The sequence below is a fragment of the Micromonospora sp. WMMD812 genome (assembly GCF_027497215.1).
Classification (GTDB): Bacteria; Actinomycetota; Actinomycetes; order Mycobacteriales; family Micromonosporaceae; genus Micromonospora.
Genome location: NZ_CP114904.1, coordinates 2392695 through 2408209, shown reverse-complemented (window position 1 = coordinate 2408209; position 15515 = coordinate 2392695). Strand labels below are relative to the sequence as shown.

General features: G+C 74.5%; 15 protein-coding genes. 8 read left to right on the top strand and 7 right to left on the bottom strand.

Features of this window, described 5'->3' with window-relative positions; genetic code table 11:
• The first annotated feature begins 33 nt into the window (after positions 1-33).
• The 3 genes from O7603_RS10920 (at position 34) to O7603_RS10910 (ending at position 3023) form a co-directional block, all read left to right on the top strand.
• The gene (locus O7603_RS10920) at positions 34-996 is read left to right on the top strand and encodes a TIGR03885 family FMN-dependent LLM class oxidoreductase (protein WP_281575583.1); all 963 of its coding nucleotides are present in this window, start codon (positions 34-36) and stop codon (positions 994-996) included.
• A 201-nt stretch (positions 997-1197) separates the two neighbouring features.
• A complete protein-coding gene (locus O7603_RS10915; RefSeq protein ID WP_281575582.1) occupies positions 1198-2769 on the top strand; it encodes a Na+/H+ antiporter in 1572 nt (523 codons plus the stop codon).
• A complete protein-coding gene (locus O7603_RS10910) occupies positions 2766-3023 on the top strand; it encodes a UBP-type zinc finger domain-containing protein (RefSeq protein WP_281575581.1) in 258 nt (85 codons plus the stop codon). Before O7603_RS10915 ends, O7603_RS10910 begins: the two co-directional genes overlap by 4 nt.
• A gap of 30 nt (positions 3024-3053) precedes the next feature.
• Here O7603_RS10910 and O7603_RS10905 read toward each other — a convergent pair whose 3' ends face one another.
• Positions 3054-3587, bottom strand: a complete 534-nt coding sequence (locus O7603_RS10905) for a GNAT family N-acetyltransferase (RefSeq protein WP_281575580.1) — start codon at positions 3585-3587, stop codon at positions 3054-3056.
• A gap of 56 nt (positions 3588-3643) precedes the next feature.
• The gene (locus O7603_RS10900; RefSeq protein WP_281575579.1) at positions 3644-3913 is read right to left on the bottom strand and encodes a hypothetical protein; all 270 of its coding nucleotides are present in this window, start codon (positions 3911-3913) and stop codon (positions 3644-3646) included.
• A gap of 240 nt (positions 3914-4153) precedes the next feature.
• Here O7603_RS10900 and O7603_RS10895 point away from each other — a divergent pair, with 240 nt between their 5' ends.
• The gene (locus O7603_RS10895; RefSeq protein ID WP_281575578.1) at positions 4154-4879 is read left to right on the top strand and encodes a protein phosphatase 2C domain-containing protein; all 726 of its coding nucleotides are present in this window, start codon (positions 4154-4156) and stop codon (positions 4877-4879) included.
• 36 nt (positions 4880-4915) lie between these two features.
• Here O7603_RS10895 and hrpB read toward each other — a convergent pair whose 3' ends face one another.
• The 3 genes from hrpB to O7603_RS10880 are packed head-to-tail and all read right to left on the bottom strand — an operon-like array spanning position 4916 to position 8687.
• Entirely contained in the window at positions 4916-7570 is a 2655-nt protein-coding gene (gene hrpB, locus O7603_RS10890; protein WP_281575577.1) for an ATP-dependent helicase HrpB, read from the bottom strand.
• 30 nt (positions 7571-7600) lie between these two features.
• Positions 7601-7801: a DUF397 domain-containing protein gene (locus tag O7603_RS10885; RefSeq protein WP_281575576.1), complete on the bottom strand. Its 201-nt coding sequence runs from the start codon at positions 7799-7801 to the stop codon at positions 7601-7603.
• A gap of 43 nt (positions 7802-7844) precedes the next feature.
• Positions 7845-8687, bottom strand: coding sequence for a helix-turn-helix transcriptional regulator (locus O7603_RS10880; protein WP_281575575.1), 843 nt, complete (start codon positions 8685-8687; stop codon positions 7845-7847).
• A 141-nt stretch (positions 8688-8828) separates the two neighbouring features.
• On the opposite strand from O7603_RS10880, the gene O7603_RS10875 reads away from it, so the two are divergent.
• The 3 genes from O7603_RS10875 to O7603_RS10865 all read left to right on the top strand — a co-directional run bounded on the left by O7603_RS10875 (position 8829) and on the right by O7603_RS10865 (position 11641).
• Entirely contained in the window at positions 8829-9455 is a 627-nt protein-coding gene (locus O7603_RS10875; protein ID WP_281575574.1) for a GPP34 family phosphoprotein, read from the top strand.
• A 72-nt stretch (positions 9456-9527) separates the two neighbouring features.
• A complete protein-coding gene (locus tag O7603_RS10870; RefSeq protein WP_281575573.1) occupies positions 9528-11054 on the top strand; it encodes an APC family permease in 1527 nt (508 codons plus the stop codon).
• Positions 11051-11641 carry a GNAT family N-acetyltransferase gene (locus O7603_RS10865; RefSeq protein ID WP_281575572.1) on the top strand — a complete coding sequence of 197 codons (591 nt, stop codon included), beginning with the start codon at positions 11051-11053 and terminating at the stop codon, positions 11639-11641. The genes O7603_RS10870 and O7603_RS10865 overlap by 4 nt, the downstream gene beginning before the upstream one ends.
• 140 nt (positions 11642-11781) lie before the next feature.
• On the opposite strand, the gene O7603_RS10860 is transcribed toward O7603_RS10865, so the two are convergent.
• The gene (locus O7603_RS10860; protein ID WP_281575571.1) at positions 11782-12609 is read right to left on the bottom strand and encodes a SigB/SigF/SigG family RNA polymerase sigma factor; all 828 of its coding nucleotides are present in this window, start codon (positions 12607-12609) and stop codon (positions 11782-11784) included.
• Between the two features lie 389 nt (positions 12610-12998).
• On the opposite strand from O7603_RS10860, the gene O7603_RS10855 reads away from it, so the two are divergent.
• Positions 12999-13733 carry a hypothetical protein gene (locus tag O7603_RS10855; protein WP_281575570.1) on the top strand — a complete coding sequence of 245 codons (735 nt, stop codon included), beginning with the start codon at positions 12999-13001 and terminating at the stop codon, positions 13731-13733.
• Here the strand turns inward: O7603_RS10855 and O7603_RS10850 are convergent.
• Positions 13704-15320: a phospholipase D-like domain-containing protein gene (locus tag O7603_RS10850; protein WP_281575569.1), complete on the bottom strand. Its 1617-nt coding sequence runs from the start codon at positions 15318-15320 to the stop codon at positions 13704-13706. The genes O7603_RS10855 and O7603_RS10850 overlap by 30 nt on opposite strands.
• Positions 15321-15515 lie beyond the last annotated feature (195 nt).

Below are 15515 nucleotides of genomic sequence, written 5' to 3'. Positions count from 1 at the left end.
AGCCGGACACCGTCCTGGGTAGAGAACGCACCCATGACGGTGTTTGGCTTCCACGCGTCCCACGAGCAGATCCACCCCCGCGCCCTGCTGGACGCGGTGGTCCACGCCGAGCGGGCCGGCTTCGACGCCGCCATGTCCTCGGACCACTTCTCCCCGTGGAGCGCCCGCCAGGGCCACTCCGGCTTCGCCTGGTCCTGGCTCGGCGCCGCGCTCCAGGCCACCGGGCTGCCGTTCGGCGTGGTGAACGCCCCCGGCCAGCGATACCACCCGGCCGTCATCGCCCAGGCGATCGGCACCCTCGCCGCCATGTACCCGGGCCGGTTCTGGGCCGCCCTCGGCACCGGCGAGGCGAGCAACGAGCACATCACCGGCGACGGCTGGCCGCGCAAGGACGTCCGGACGGCCCGGCTGCGGGAGTGCGTCGACGTGATCCGCGCGCTGCTGGCCGGCGAGGAGGTCAGCCACGACGGCCTGGTACGGGTGGACCGGGCGCGGCTGTGGACCCGGCCCGAGGAACCACCGGCGCTGATCGGCGCGGCGGTCAGCGTGCCCACCGCCCGCTGGTGTGCCGAGTGGGCGGACGGGCTGATCACCGTGAACGCGCCGGTGGAGCACCTCCGCCGGATGATCGACGCCTACCGGGACGCCGGCGGCCGGGGGCCGCTGCACCTCCAGGTGCACCTGAGCTGGGCCCCCGACCAGGCCGAGGCGGAGGCCGTGGCGTACGACCAGTGGCGCAGCAACGTCTTCGCCCCGCCGGTCTGCTGGGACCTGGACACCGCCGAGCTCTTCGACGCGGTCTCCGCCGACGTGCCGTTGGAGCGGGTGACCCGGGTCGTCAACGTCTCGGCCGACCTGGGCCGGCACGTCGGGTGGCTGAAGGAGTACCTGACGCTCGGCTTCGACCAGATCGCCCTGCACCACGTCGGTCAGCAGCAACGCGCCTTCCTCGACACGTTCGGCGCCGAGGTGCTGCCGAAGCTGCGCACCCGCTGAGCGGGCCGCCCCGCCCCGCCGCCCGCTGACCGGGTCGCCCCGCCGCGCCGCCCGCTGACCGGGTCGCCCCGCCCCGCCGCCCGCTGACCGGGTCGCGCCGCCGCGCCGCCCGCGTCCCGCCGCCACGCCGGCGGGTGACCGGTCGGCTCGTGCTCCGCCCTTGATCGCCGATCCCGGGCGCGCCCCCTAGGCTCGTGTTCCATGGAGGGACTCTTCGAGGTCGTCGTCTTCCTGGCGATCGCGACGCTCGGCGCGGCTCTGGCCCGCAAGCTCGGCCTGCTCGCGCCGATCGTGCTGGTGGTGGTGGGTCTGCTGCTCTCCTTCGTACCCGGCTTCCCGCACCTCCGGCTCGAACCCGAGCTGGTGCTGGTCGGGATCCTGCCGCCGCTGCTCTACGTCGCCGCGCTGGAGACGTCCGTGCCGGCGTTCCGGCACAACCTGCGTCCGATCCTGCTGCTCGCCGTCGGCCTGGTGCTCTTCACCGCGGTCGTGGTCGGCGTGGTCCTTCACCTGCTGCTGCCGGAGGTGCCGTTCGCCGCGTGCCTGGCCCTCGGCGCGGTGGTGGCCCCGCCGGACGCCGTCGCGGCGACGGCGGTGGCCCGGCGGATCGGGCTGCCCCGTCGGGTGGTCACCATCCTGGAGGGCGAGAGTCTGCTGAACGACGCCACCGCGCTGGTGCTGTTCCGGGTGGCCACCCTGGCGGCCGTCGGCTCGGCGGTGGGTGTGAGCGAGGTGACCCTCGAGGTGGTCCAGTCCGCCGGCGGCGGACTGTTGGTCGGTGCGCTCGGCGCGGTGCTCTTCGGGTTCGTGCACAAGCGGATCAGCGACCCGCTGCTGGACAACGCGCTCTCGCTCATCATCCCGTTCGCGGTGGTGTTCACGGCCGAGGAGATCCACGCGTCCGGCGTGGTCGCGGTCGTGGTCACCGGCCTCGCGCTCGGCCACCGCCTGCCGGTGCTGCTGTCGGCCGCGTCCCGGCTCCAGGTCGGCGCGGTCTGGCGGCTGGTCCGGTTCCTGCTGGAAGGGCTGGTCTTCCTGCTGGTCGGGCTCCAACTGCCGGACGTCCTGCAAGACCTCGACGAGCCGACCGGCCGGATCGTCGGGGTCACCGCGGCGGTGCTCGGCGTCGTCTTCCTGACCCGCTTCATCTGGCTCTTCCCGGCCACCTACCTGACCCGGCTGGTGCCGCGCCTCCGGCGCCAGGGCGCGAAGCCCGTGAAGTTCCCCATCATCGTCGGCTGGGCCGGCATGCGCGGCGTGGTGACGCTGGCCGCCGCGCTCGCCCTGCCCCTCACCCTGGCCGACGGCGCGCCCTACCCCCGGGCCCTGTTCATCTGGCTGGCCTTCGCGGTGATCGTGTTCACCCTGGTCGGCCAGGGCGCGACTCTGCCGACGGTGGCCCGGCGGCTCACACTGCCCCCGGACGACCCGGTGCAGGACGCCCTCTCCGCGGCCGGCGTCCAGCAGCAGGCCAGCCGGGCGGCCCGGGAACGCCTTGAGGAGTTGGCCGACAGCGCACCCAAGCCGGTGGTCGAGCGGCTGCGCCGGGCGGTGGAGGACCGCACCAACCTGGCCTGGGAACGCCTGGGCGGCGCCGAACGGGAAACCCCCTCCCAGGCGTACGGTCGGCTGCGGCAGGAGATGATCGACGCCGAGCGGGAGGTGTTCCGAGCCGCCCGCGACTCCGGCCGGATCCCCGAGGAGGTGCTGGTGAGGGCCTATCGTGACCTGGACCTGGAGGAATCATTGCTGCGACGGGAGGGCGACGAGTGAGCTGCGAGCACCTGACCGGGGCCGGTGCGGCCGAGCCGCGGGCGACGCAGGAGTGCCCGGACTGCGTGGCCGTCGGCACGGCCGACTGGGTGCACCTGCGGGCGTGCCTGACCTGTGGGCACGTCGGCTGCTGCGACTCCTCGCCGAACCGGCACGCGACGAAGCACTTCGAGCAGACCGGGCACCCGGTGATGCGCTCGGTCGAGCCGGGGGAGTCCTGGCGCTGGTGCTTCGTCGACGAGGAGATCGGCTGAGCCACGCCAGCAGTCGTGGCGGCCTGGCCGTCAGGGCAGCCGGCGGGCGAGGACCTGTCCGGGCCACGGGTCGCGGCCCGGGCGCCGGACGGTGAACGGGTCGGTGCGGGTGAAGCCCTGCCGCTCGTACCAGCGCACCAGCGCGCCGTCGCCGCCGGCGTAGCAGTCCACCCGGACCAGGTCGAGGCCCCGTTCGCGGGCCAGGTCGGCGGCGTGCGCGAGCAGCCGGCCCCCGATCGCTCGGCCGGCGTACGCCCGGTCGGTGACCAGCAGGTTCACGTACAGCTCCGGCTCCGTGGCGGCCGGGACGTACTCGGTGGCCGTGCCGACCACCAGCGCGCCGACCGGGCGGTCGCCGAGCACGGCCAGCCAGAGCCCGTCGGAATTGGCCCACGTGTCCGCCTGGGCGACCCGGCGCGGGTCCGCCGAGGCCGGCTCGGTGCCCCACTGCCCGGTACGGCCCTGTGTCACCAGCCAGGCGGTCGCCGCGTCCAGGAGGCGCAGGATGGCGGGGGCGTCGGCCGGCCCACCGGGCCGGACGCTCAGGGTCTGCGCGTCGGTCATTCCGCCATGTTGCTACAGCGACGATGGTTGATGGGCGGCCGCCGCCGCGCCGTCGGTCAGATCCCCCCGGCGCCGCCGGAACTCGACTCGGTGATGCCGGCGCTGCTCGCCAGACTGTTGTCGCCGCCGTACCCCTCGCGCCGGATCGTGCCGCGGGCCCGGCGCCGCTGTTCCCGCTGGTTCTGCCGGATCGCCGCCCGGGCGACCTGCAGCGCGGCCTCCCGACCGACCGGCGCCGACCGCCGCCGGCGCCGCACCACGACCACGACCAGGACGGTCACCACGATCGCCGCCGCGGCGGCTGTTAGCCACAGGTAGGCGTCCATGGCCGTCACGATAGGGCCGCACCGCCACCGGACCGGCGGGCCTGCGTTCCGCGACGACCGCGGGCCTGGCTCGGCGCGACCGAGCGGCCGGCGGCGTTGTCAATCGACACCACTGGATGCGGCCGCGGATGGGCGCCCCGGTGCGCACGCCACCCCCGGGCAGTGAGATTCGCCGCGCCACGCGACGTCGCCGTGATCTCCTAGAGACAACTGCGCCCTCCGCCTGGCAGGCTGCCTCCCATGACCCTGAAGCTGCGTTCCGTGGGAACGAGCGACCGTGGGCTGATCCGCAGCGGGAACCAGGACGCCCTGCACGCGGGCGCCTGGCTGGTCGCCGTCGCCGACGGCATGGGCGGGATGGCGGCCGGCGACCTGGCCAGCGCCATCGCCATCGAGGCGGTGACGCCGCTGGACGTGGAGACCCCGGAGGACGCCCTGGTGGCCGCACTACAGAGCGGCATCGAGCAGGCGACCGTGCGGATCCGCCAGGCGGTCAGCGAGGATCCGGAGCGGCAGGGCATGGGCACCACGCTGACCGCCCTGCTCTTCGCCCGTACCGGCAGCTGCCTGGCGCTGGCCCACATCGGCGACTCCCGTGCCTACCTCTTCCGCGAGGGCGTGCTCAAACAGATCACCCGGGACGACACCTTCGTGCAGATGCTGGTCGACCAGGGCGTCATCACCGCCGACCAGGCCAGCAGCCATCCCCGGCGAGCCGTGGTCACCCAGGCCCTTCAGGGCGATGACGTCTCCCCCACCTACGCGACGATGGTGCCCTGGGCCGGCGACCGCTGGCTGCTGTGCAGCGACGGCCTCTCCAACGTGGTCCGTCCGGACACCCTCGCCGAGGTGCTGGCGGGTTACCCGGACCAGACCGAGTGCGCCCGCAAGCTGATCGACCTGGCCCTGCGGGCCGGCGGCCCGGACAACGTGACAGTGGTCGTCGCCGACGTCGTCGAGGAGTGAGCCCGGAGTCGGGCCGGCCCGACGGCGGCCGCCCTCTCAGCGCCGGCGCGGGGCGGCGCGCCGGGTGGGCTCGGCGGTGGTCGGGTCCTCCGGCCAGGGGTGCCGCGGGTAGCGGCCGCGCAGCTCGGCCCGGACCTGCGGATAGCCCACCCGCCAGAAGGACGCCAGGTCGGCGGTGACCGCGACCGGCCGGCCGGCCGGCGAGAGCAGGTGCAGCAGCACCGGCACCCGACCGCGGGCGATCCGGGGCGCCTCCCGCCAGCCGAAGGTCTCCTGGAGCTTCACCGCCAGGACGGGCGCCGCCGGATCGGCGTAGTCCACCCGGATCCGGGAACCGCTGGGTACGGTGAGCCGCTCGGGCGCCAGCTCGTCCAACCGGGCGGCCTGCGCCCAGGGCAGCAGCCGGCGCAGCGCGGCGGCGACGTCGACCCGGGCCAGGTCGGCCCGGCGTCGGGCGGTGGCCAGCTCCGGGCCCAGCCAGACCGGCGCGGCGGCGAGCAGCGCGTCGTCGCCGACGTCCGGCCACTCGTCGCCGAGCACCTGCCGGCAGAACGCCAGCCGCTCGCGCAGCGCCCGCGCCCCCGGGTTCCACTCCAGCAGTCCCAGGCCGCTGCGGCGCAACCCGGTGAGCAGCGCCGCGCCGACCTCGGCCGGGTCGGGCCGGGCCACCGGGCGCTCGGCCAGCTCGACGGCACCGAGCCGGACCACCTCGCGGGCCACCACGTCCGCGCCGGTCCAGCCGACCTCCCGCTCGGTGCGCAGCAGCGCCGCGCCCGCCTCCCGGGCGGTGGCCTCGTCCAGCGGAGTGGCGAGCCGGATCCGGGCGGTCGGCGCGCCGGGGGAGCGGTCGGCGACGGCCACCGCGAGCCACTCCGTCCCGGTCAGCCCCGAGCCGGGCGACAGCTCCGCCGCGGTGCCGCCGGTCATCAGGTACGACGAACCGCCCGCACGCCGTGCCCGGGCCAGCCGTTCCGGGTGGGCCAGCCCGACCAGCAGCCCGGCGGCCAGGTCGTCGGGGAGCCGGTCCCGGCCGGCGCGGCCACCGGCGGACTCCGGTGCGCCCGCCCGACGGGTCGCGGCCGCGTCGACCGGCACGGCGCGCCCGCTGTCCGCCGTGGAGTCCGGCCCGCTGGCACCGGTCCCCGTGGCGGCTGCCGGCAGGGCGGCCCGCAACCGACGTACCTCGGCGCGCCAGCGGGCGGTTGCGGCGGGATCGTCGCCGGCGCGCAGCCGGCGCCAGGCGGCGGTCAGATCGTCGCCGGGGCCGGCGACGGTGTCCTCGGCGAGCACGGCGACCACCTCGGCGGCCCGGTCGGCGCCGACCCGGGCGGCGCCGTCGAGCAGCGCCCGGGCCAGCCGGGGGTGCGCGCCGGCCGCGGCGATCGCCTGCCCCCGTCCGGTGACCCGGCCGTCCGCGTCGACGGCGCCCAGCGCGGTCAGGGTCTCCCGGGCGACCGCCATCGCGGCCGGTGGCGGCGGATCGGGCAGCGCCAGCCCGACGCCGTCCGGGTGGCCCCAGGCGGCCAGGTCCAGGGCGAAGCCGGTGAGGTCCGCGCTGGCGATCTCCGGCTCCGGCTGGGCGGGCAGCCGCTCGTGCGTCGCAGCCGACCAGCACCGGTAGACGTATCCGGGCGCCTCGCGGCCGGCCCGGCCCGCGCGCTGGGTGGCCGTCGCCCGGGCCACCGGCACGGTGACCAGGGCACCGAGGCCCCGCGCCAGGTCCATCCGGGCCACCCGGCTCAGCCCGGCGTCCACCACCACCCGGACCCCGGGCACCGTGAGGCTGGTCTCGGCGATGGCGGTCGCCAGCACCACCCGACGCCGATCCGTCGCGTCCGTTCCGGTGTCCGACGAGGACTGTCGTGCGCGCAGCGCCGCGTCCTGCTCCGCGCCGCGCTGGCGGCCGTGCAGCGGAAGCACCGCCACGGTGTCGCGCAGGTCGGCCAGCCGGCCGGCGACCGCGTTGATCTCGCCCGCGCCGGGCAGGAAGACCAGCAGGTCGCCGTCGCGCTCGCGCAGCGCCCGCCGGACGGTGGCCGCCACGTGGTCGAGCAGGGCCCGGTCGACCGGGCCGGCCCCCGGCGCGGTCACCGGCCGGGGCGGCGGGGCCCAGATCCGGGTCACCGGGTGCAGCGCCGACTCGGCCCGCACGATCGGCACCGGGGTGCCGGCCCCGCCGAGCAGCGCGGCGAACCGGTCCGCCTGCGGCGTGGCCGACATGGCCAGCAGCCACAGGTCGGGACGGAGGGCACCGCGCGCCTCCACCGCGAAGGCGAGCGCGAGGTCGGCGTCGAGTTGCCGCTCGTGGCACTCGTCGAGCAGCACGGCGCCGGTGCCGGGCAGGTCCGGATCGTGCTGGAGGCGGCGGACGAGCAGGCCCGTGGTCACCACCTCGACCCGGGTGTCCGGGCCGACCCGCCGCTCACCCCGGACCGCGTACCCGATCCGGCCGCCCACCCGCTCGCCGAGCAGGTCGGCCATCCGCCGGGCAGCCGCCCGCGCGGCCACCCGTCGGGGCTGGGCGATCACCACCCGCCCGTCGACCTGGTCGGCCACGGCCAGCGGAGCGAGGGTGGTCTTGCCGGTGCCGGGCGGAGCCACCAGGACCGCGGCGCCGCCCGCGCGCAGCGCCGCGACCAGCGCCGGCAGCGCGCACCGCACCGGCAGGTCCAGGTGTACGTCCGAGAGCACGGCCCAGTCTCGCACCGGCTCCGGCGGGGATCAGTCGGGGCGTACCCCGTCGATGCCGGCGACGAAGGCGCGCCAGGCCGACGGCGCGAAGACCAGCACCGGGCCGGGCCGGTCCTTGCTGTCCCGCACGGCGATCCGACCGGCGGCCGCGCCGACCTCCACGCAGTTGCCGTTGCCGCTGCTGCGGGTGCTGGTGCGCCAGGGCACCCGGGTCAGGTCGAGCGCGGTCATTCGCGGTTCCCCCGTCTGGGCCGGCGCGCCGCGTCCCGCACGGTCACGCAAAGTTACGAGCAGCCTCCGCCACACGGGCCAACGAGGCCGCCGGATCCAGTGCCATCCGACACAGCTCCTCGTGCAGCAGGCTATACCCGCGTACGTGGTCGGCCTCCTCCAAGGCCAGCCCCAACGTGAGGTTGTCCAGGTAGACCACGGACGCGTCGGCGGCGTCGGGGAAGTTCAGGATGACGTACGGGGTGCTCATCGCCGGGTGCCCGCCGGCGGTGAAGGGAAGTACCTGGATCGTCACGTTGGGTAGTTGCGCTGCTTTGCTCATGTGGACCAACTGCTCGGCCATCACGACCGGTCCACCGACCGGGCGCAGCAGAACGGCCTCGTTCAGCACCACCGACAGCCGCACCGGGTTCTCCCGGCGCAGCACGTTCTGCCGGTGCAGCCGGGCGGCCACCTTGCGTTCCAGGCCCTCCTCGCCGGCCGTCCGGCGGTAGATCTCCCGGGCGTACGCCTCGGTCTGCAGCAGCCCGGGCACCGACTCGGCCTCGTACGTGCGCAGTTCGGCCGCCTCGGCCTCCAGCCCGACGTAGAACTCGAACCACTCGGGCAGCACGTCGCTGTAGTTCTGCCACCAGCCGCGCTGCTGTGCGGCGCGGGCGATCTCGATGAGCGCCTCGGCGTCGGCGCCGGTCACCTGGTAGAGCGCGAGCGCGGCGCGGACGTCCCTCGGCTTGATTCCGATCTGCGCGTTCTCGATCCGGGACAGGTTGCTCTTCGACATGTCGAGCTGGCGGGCGGCGACATCGAGGGTCATGCCCGCCCGTTCGCGCAGCTGGCGGAGTTCACGGGCGATGCGGCGGCGGCGGACGGTGGGGGAGGCGGTCACCGTGCGAGTCTGCCACGGCAAGATCCGCAGGTCGCGCGAGTACGGAGTGCAACTTTCAAAAGTGGGAGTTGCAAAGTGGATGCCCGGGGTGCATCCTTTCCCGGTCTCGGATCACAGTGGACACCCGCCCGGGAGGACCGTTTGCTCACCGCCGACGAGTTCTTCCTGATCGCCCACAACGACAGCCGGGGCAGGGCGAAGCTGCACCCGGCCGCGACCGGCATCGGCCTCGCCGCGGGGCTGCTCGGCGAACTCCTCCTGCGCGGACACGTGATGGTGGCGGGCGGGCGGGTCACCGTGGTCGACCGGCGCCCACCGGCCGACGCGCTCGCGCACACCGTGCTCGACCAACTGGTCGGCGAGCCGCAGCATCAGGAGCTGCGCACCTGGCTGAGCTTCCTCGCCCAGACCTCGACGACGTCGGTGGGGGAGCGGCTGGCCCGGGCCGGCGTGCTGCGCCGCCAGGAGAGCCGGCGCCTGCTGCGCGTCGCCGTCACCTACCTGCCGGTCGACCTGAACACGGTGGCCTGGCCGGCGACCCGGCTGCGCGCCCTGCTCGACCGACCCGAGCCGCCGAGCGTCCCGGACGGGCTGCTGCTCGGCCTGCTGGTCGCCGCCGGCCTCTCCCGCGAGGTGCTGTGGAGCGCCGGACCGCGGGCACACCACCGGCTCCACGTGCTCATCCCGGCGCTGCCCGCGCCGCTGAAGGAACTGGTCGCGCACACCGAGGCCGCGGTCGGCGCGGCGGTGCTGCGCGGCGTCCCCTGACCCGGCACCCCCACCACCCGCTTCTCCCGGAATCCCGGCACCCCCACCCCTTCCCCGGAATCGGAGTAGCAGATGCCCCCCACAGCGACCGCCGAACGACCGAGCAACGTCTCCGAGGCACTGGCCCGGGGCCGCCTCGGCGTCCCCTCCGTGATCTTCTTCGTGCTCTCCGCCGCCGCGCCGCTGACCGTGGTGGCCGGCGTGGTCACCACCGGCTACGGCGTCATCGGGGTGACCGGCATCCCGCTGGCCTTCCTGGTGGTCGCCGCGGTGCTGGCCCTCTTCTCGGTGGGCTACGTGGCGATGGCCCGCCGCCTGGCCAATGCCGGCGCCTTCTACGCGTACATCTCCCGTGGCCTGGGGCGGCCGGCCGGGGTCGGCGCCGCCTGGGTGGCGCTGATCGCGTACAACGCGCTCCAGGTAGGGCTCTACGGCACGATCGGCGTCGCGGCGGAGCCGGTGCTGGACCGCTTCTTCGGCATCACCCCGGCCTGGTGGGTGGTGGCCCTGGTCGCCTGGGCGCTGGTCGCGGTGCTCGGCGTGCTCCGCGTGGACATCAACGGCCTGGTACTGGCGGCGCTGCTGATCGCCGAGATCGCGGTGATCCTCGTCTTCGACCTGGGCCAGCTCACCCACCCGGCCGACGGTGGGGTCAGCTTCGCCGCCCTCGCGCCAGAGAACCTGTTCGTGCCCGGTGTCGGCGCGCTGCTGGTCCTCGCCACCACCGGCTTCGTCGGGTTCGAGTCCTCGGTCGTGTTCAGCGAGGAGAGCAAGGATCCGAAGCGGACGGTGCCGATGGCCACGTACCTCTCGGTCGCCATCATCGCCGCGCTGTACGCGCTCTCGTCCTGGTCGATGACGGTGGCCACCGGGCCGGACCGGATCGTCGACGAGGCGGGGGAGCAGAGCGTCGGGCTGATCTTCAACCTGGCCGGTGCGCACCTCGGCGACAACGCCGTCGCCATCGGCCAGGTGCTCTTCCTCACGTCCGTGCTGGCCGCGATGATCTCGTTCCACAACACCACCGCCCGGTACGCCTTCGCGCTCGGCCGCGAGCGGGTGCTGCCCGCGGCCTTCGGGCGGACCTCGCCGCGCACCGGCGCGCCGCGGGCGGCCTCGCTCGCCCAGACCGTCCTCGGCCTCGCGGTGATCGTGCTCTACGCGGCGAACGGCTGGGACCCGGTGGTGAAGCTCTTCTTCTGGGGCGGGACGGCCGGCGGGTTCGGCGTGCTGCTGCTGATCGCCACCACCTCGATCGCGGTGATCGCCTTCTTCGCCCGCAGTGGCGCGGGCGAGACCCTGTGGCGGCGGGCCGTCGCGCCCGGCCTGGCCACCGTCGCACTGCTGGTCATCATCTGGCTGGCCGTGGCGAACTTCGCCGACCTGCTCGGGGTGGCGCCGGACTCGCCCCTGCGCTGGGCGATCCCGGCCGCGTACCCGGTCGCGGCGCTGCTCGGCGTCCTCTGGGCGCTGGTGCTGCGCGGCAGCCGGCCCGACACGTACGCCCGGATCGGCCTGGGTGCGGAGAGCGCCGCGAGCGCGGCGCTGCCGCTGCCGCGTGCCGGGGAGGCCCCGGCCGGCGCGGAGGTGGCGCGGTGACCGACGTGCGGATCGAGCGGCTGGGGGCCGCGGAGACGGAGCTGGTCGCCGGGCGTGTCGCCGAGGCGTTCAGGGTCCTCGACGTCACCGCCTGGCTGGTGCCCGACGCCGGGAAGCGGGAGGCGGTGCTCGCCGGCAACTTCGAGATCCTGGTGGGCCACGCCATGCGGCACGGCCTGGTCTACGGAACGGCCGACCGGGCGGGGGTGGCCGTCTGGTTCCCGTCGGTCGGTGACCCGGCCCCGCCGCCGGAGAACTACGACGCCCGGCTGGCGGCCGCCTGCGGCGAGTGGACCGACCGGTTCCAGCACCTCGACGAGTTGTTCGAGGCCAACCACCCGCACCCGGACCACCACCACCTCGCGTTCCTCGCGGTGGCACCGGAACGGCAGGGGCAGGGGTTGGGCACGGCGCTGCTGCGCCACCACCACGCCTGGCTGGACGCCCACCGGATGCCGGGCTACCTGGAGGCGAGCAGCGAGGGCAGCCGCGACCTGTACGCACGGCACGGCTACCGGGTCGACGAGCCCTTCCGGCTGCCGGACGGCACGCCGTTCTGGCCGATGTGGCGGGAGCCGGTGGTCTGACCGCGTACGCGGTCGGGCCGCTTTCGCCGGGGGAGCGGCCCGACCGCACCGTTGTCACGTTCGCGTGACGTCGGGGGGTGGCCCGGACGGGTCGGTGGCCGGGTCGACCGACCCGGCCACCACCCCTTCCACCTTCATCCCTAGTACGTGCCGTCGAGCTGCCCCCGCAGCTTCGTCAGCGCCCGGGCCAGCAGCCGGGAGACGTGCATCTGCGAGACACCGATCTGCTCGGCGATCTGCGACTGGGTCAGGTTGCCGTAGAACCGCAGGGTGAGGATCTTCTGCTCGCGCTCGTCGAGGGTGGCCAGCGCGGGGCCGAGGGCGACCCGCAGCTCGGCCAGCTCGAACTCGCTGTCCTCGCCGCCGAGCATGTCGCCGAGTTCGGTGGCGCGGTCACCGTCGCCGGTCGGGGTGGACAGCGAGACCGCGTTGTACGCGCGGGCGCCTTCCAGGCCTTCCAGGACCTCTTCCTCGGTGAGCTTGAGATGCGCGGCGATGTCGGCGACCGTGGGCGAGCGGCCCAGGGTCTGCAGCAGTGAGCTGTTCGCGTCGGAGATGGCCAGCCGCAGTTCCTGCAGCCGGCGGGGCACCCGGATGTCCCAGGTGCGGTCGCGGAAGTGTCGCTTGAGCTCGCCGATGATGGTGGGGATGGCGTAGCCGGCGAAGTCGACGCCGCGGGTCGGGTCGAACTTGTCGATGGCCTTGATCAGACCGACGGCGGCGGTCTGGGCCAGGTCGTCGGTCGGCTCACCCCGGCCGCTGTAGCGGTGGGCGAGGTGGTTGGCGAGCGGCAGCCACGCCTCGATCGCCCGGTCGCGCATCGCGGCGCGCGACGGGTGGTTGGCCGGCAGCGCGGCCATCGCGTTGAGCAGGTCGGCGGCGCTGTCGGAGAGCGACCGGGGGTCGAGCTTCTCCGTCGTGGTGGGCGTCGTGCCCGTCGTCTTCTCTGTGATCGCTGGCGCGGTCATGGGTGGTCCTCCCTGCACCTCGTCCGCGGATAAACACGTGACGCTTTGGTTTAGCTTCGTATGGGCCGTTCGGGACTCACCTTAACCTGATCGTCTCGCGGAAATCTAGCCGAACGGCTGATGTGCTTATGTGATTTAACATCATGTTCCAGGCCGAATCAGGCACAGGTGCGGGCGTACGGTGACGAGTTGTGAGCGTCGTTACCGGTTCGGACGGCCCACCCGCCGCCGCCCGGACATCTCCCCGTCGGCATCCGGACGGATAGCGACCGGGGCCGAGCGGTCGACGCCGAACCCGACAGGAGGGCGGCATTGTCGACTTTCCGCCCTTGTCCCGTGTACGGGACCAGCCGTAGTTTCGTCTGGAGACCCATCGGGATGGAGGCGCCGTGCTCGACCCTGCCGCTCCCCAGATCGTCGTGAACAGCCGCACCCTCTACTTCAGCTGGCTGCCGGCGGATCCGGGCGCGGTCGCCGACCTGGTGCCGACCGGGCTGCGTCCCCGCCCGGATCGGCAGGTCTTCCTGAACCAGTACGTGGTCGACGACGAAGCCCAGACCTCGGGCCTCGGCGCCTACAGCCTGACCTACCTGGGCGTGTCGCTGAGCGGAGTGGACGCTCCCGGCGCCGTCAGCCCGGGTGGCTGGTGGACGCACTACGTCGCGTCCAGTCCGCGGGTGCTCGCGTACGCCGAGGCCCGCGGGGCGCCCGGGCACCTCGGCCGGACCGTCATCGACGTGCACGACGGCGCACTGGTCGCCGAGACCGAGCTGGACGGTGTCCCGGTGATCCGGGCGCGCTGCCGGGTCGGCGACACCGGCCACGTCATGAGCAGCGGACACCACCGCTACTTCACCCGGCGCAACGGGCAGCTTCTCAGCTCGGTCTACGCCTATCTGGCCGAGCCGGTGACCCCGTTCGAAATCGAGTCGGTGGAGTTCCTGGAACCGGAGCATCCGCTGTACGCGCTCCGCCCGGCCAACCCGCTCGTCATCTCGTGGGGCTTCTACTCCCCGCGCGCCTCCTTCGCCTACCCCGGCGGGCTGACGGTCCACCCCGGTGAGGCCGGGCTGCCGGGCGAGCTGGTGGGCGCGTCACCAGGTGCCGGCGCGGCGGGCGCGTAGCGGTCGGCCGTCCGGGTCGTAGACCAACCGGTACACCGGCAGCGCCCAGGCCCGGGTGTACCACGCCAGCCGCTCGGGGCGGTGCGGCCGGAGCCGGCCGGGCGGCCGGCGACCCACCTGCCCGCCGTCGTGCCACCGCTGGAGGGCGTCGGCGGCGGCGGTGACGGCGGCGACCGCGTCGGCCGGGTCGAGCAGGTCGGCGTCCTCCCCGCCGTCCGGATCCCGGTCCAGGTGCTCGCGCCAGAGTCGCAGCCGCAGCTCCCGGGCGAAGACCCGTGCCCCGTCACCCTGGCCGGCCGGGTCGGTCGGCGCCCGGTCGTCCCGGGTGTCGTCGAGGACTGCGCAGGAGAGTTCGCTGTCGTGCGTCCACGAACGGCGGTTGAAGTTGTCGCTGCCCACACTGGCCCAGACGTCGTCGACGACGCAGACCTTGGCGTGCACGTAGACCGGGTCGCCCGCGTGGTTCTCCAGGTCGAAGACGTGCACCCGGTCCGGCGCGGCCCGCTCGCAGAGCGCGAGTGCCTGCTCCCGGCCCACCATGTTCGGCGGCAGCGCCAGCCGACCGTCGACGTCCGGATGGCGCGGCACCACCGCGACCAGGTGCAGCTCGGGGTTGTCCCGCAGCGCGCGGGCGAAGAGGTCGGCGACCTCGCTCGACCAGAGGTACTGGTCCTCCAGGTAGATCAGCCGGCGGGCCCGGCGCACCGCCTTCGTGTACCCGCGGGCCACCGTGCGTTCCCCGTCCGGGGCGAAGGAGTAGCGGGGCCGCACGGCCGGGTAGGTCCGCAGCACCTGGATGCGGTGCGGCCCGCACGGCGGGGGATCGGCCGGCTGCGCCGGCAGCGGGTCCGGCCGCAGGTCGGCGCCGCGCAGCCGGTCCCGCAGGAAGGCCATGGGGTTCTCCGAGTCCAGCGGCATCGGGTCGGTCCACCGTTCCCGGAACAGCGTGTCCAGGGCGCCGACCACCGGCCCGCGCACCGCGAGCTGCACGTCGTGCCAGGGCGGGCGCGGCCCGTAGCGGGCGGACATCGCGACGGCCTGGGGGTCGCCCCGGTGCCCGGCGTCGTCCCGGCGGCTGTGGCACAGGTCGATCCCGCCGGCGAAGGCGACGTCCCGCTCCGGCGCCGTCGGGTGGCGTAACACCACCAGCTTCTGGTGGTGCGAGCCGCCGCGGCGGACCCGCTGGTCGAGCAGCACCTCGCCGCCGGCCGCGGAGATCGTCTCGCCGAGGTCGCGGTTCTCCTTCTCGCTGTAGGCGAGGGCGTCGAGGTGCGACCGCCAGATCAGACCCTTGACGACGACGCCGCGCTGCGCCGCCCGGGCGAAGAGCTGGGCCACCGTGGGGCCGTCGGGGCGCATGAGCTGATCGGGGTCGCCCCGCCAGTCGGTGAAGAAGAGGTGGTCCCCGGCGACCAGCGCCTCCACCTCGGTGACCAGCCGGTCGAAGTAGGCCGCGCCGTGAATTAACGGCTCGGCCAGGTTTCCGTCGGCCCAGACGGGTAACTCCGATACCGGGTTGGCGCGTTCGGCCGCGGTGAGAAACCAGTCCCGCTGCGGCGCTGTTCCATCCCTCCCGAGGTCGACCACGTCCTCACGGTAGGACCCCCGCCGTGGGTCCGCACGCCGGCCGGCACACCGGTGACGTGCCCGGCGCACCGCCCGAATCCGACGCGAACTGACCAGGAGGCCCCAGCATGCCCGGCGAGATGACGAATCCCCTGACCGAGCACCGCGAGCCGGCGGTGGAGGGTGAACGGGGGGCGCTGGTGGCGGTGTTGGTCA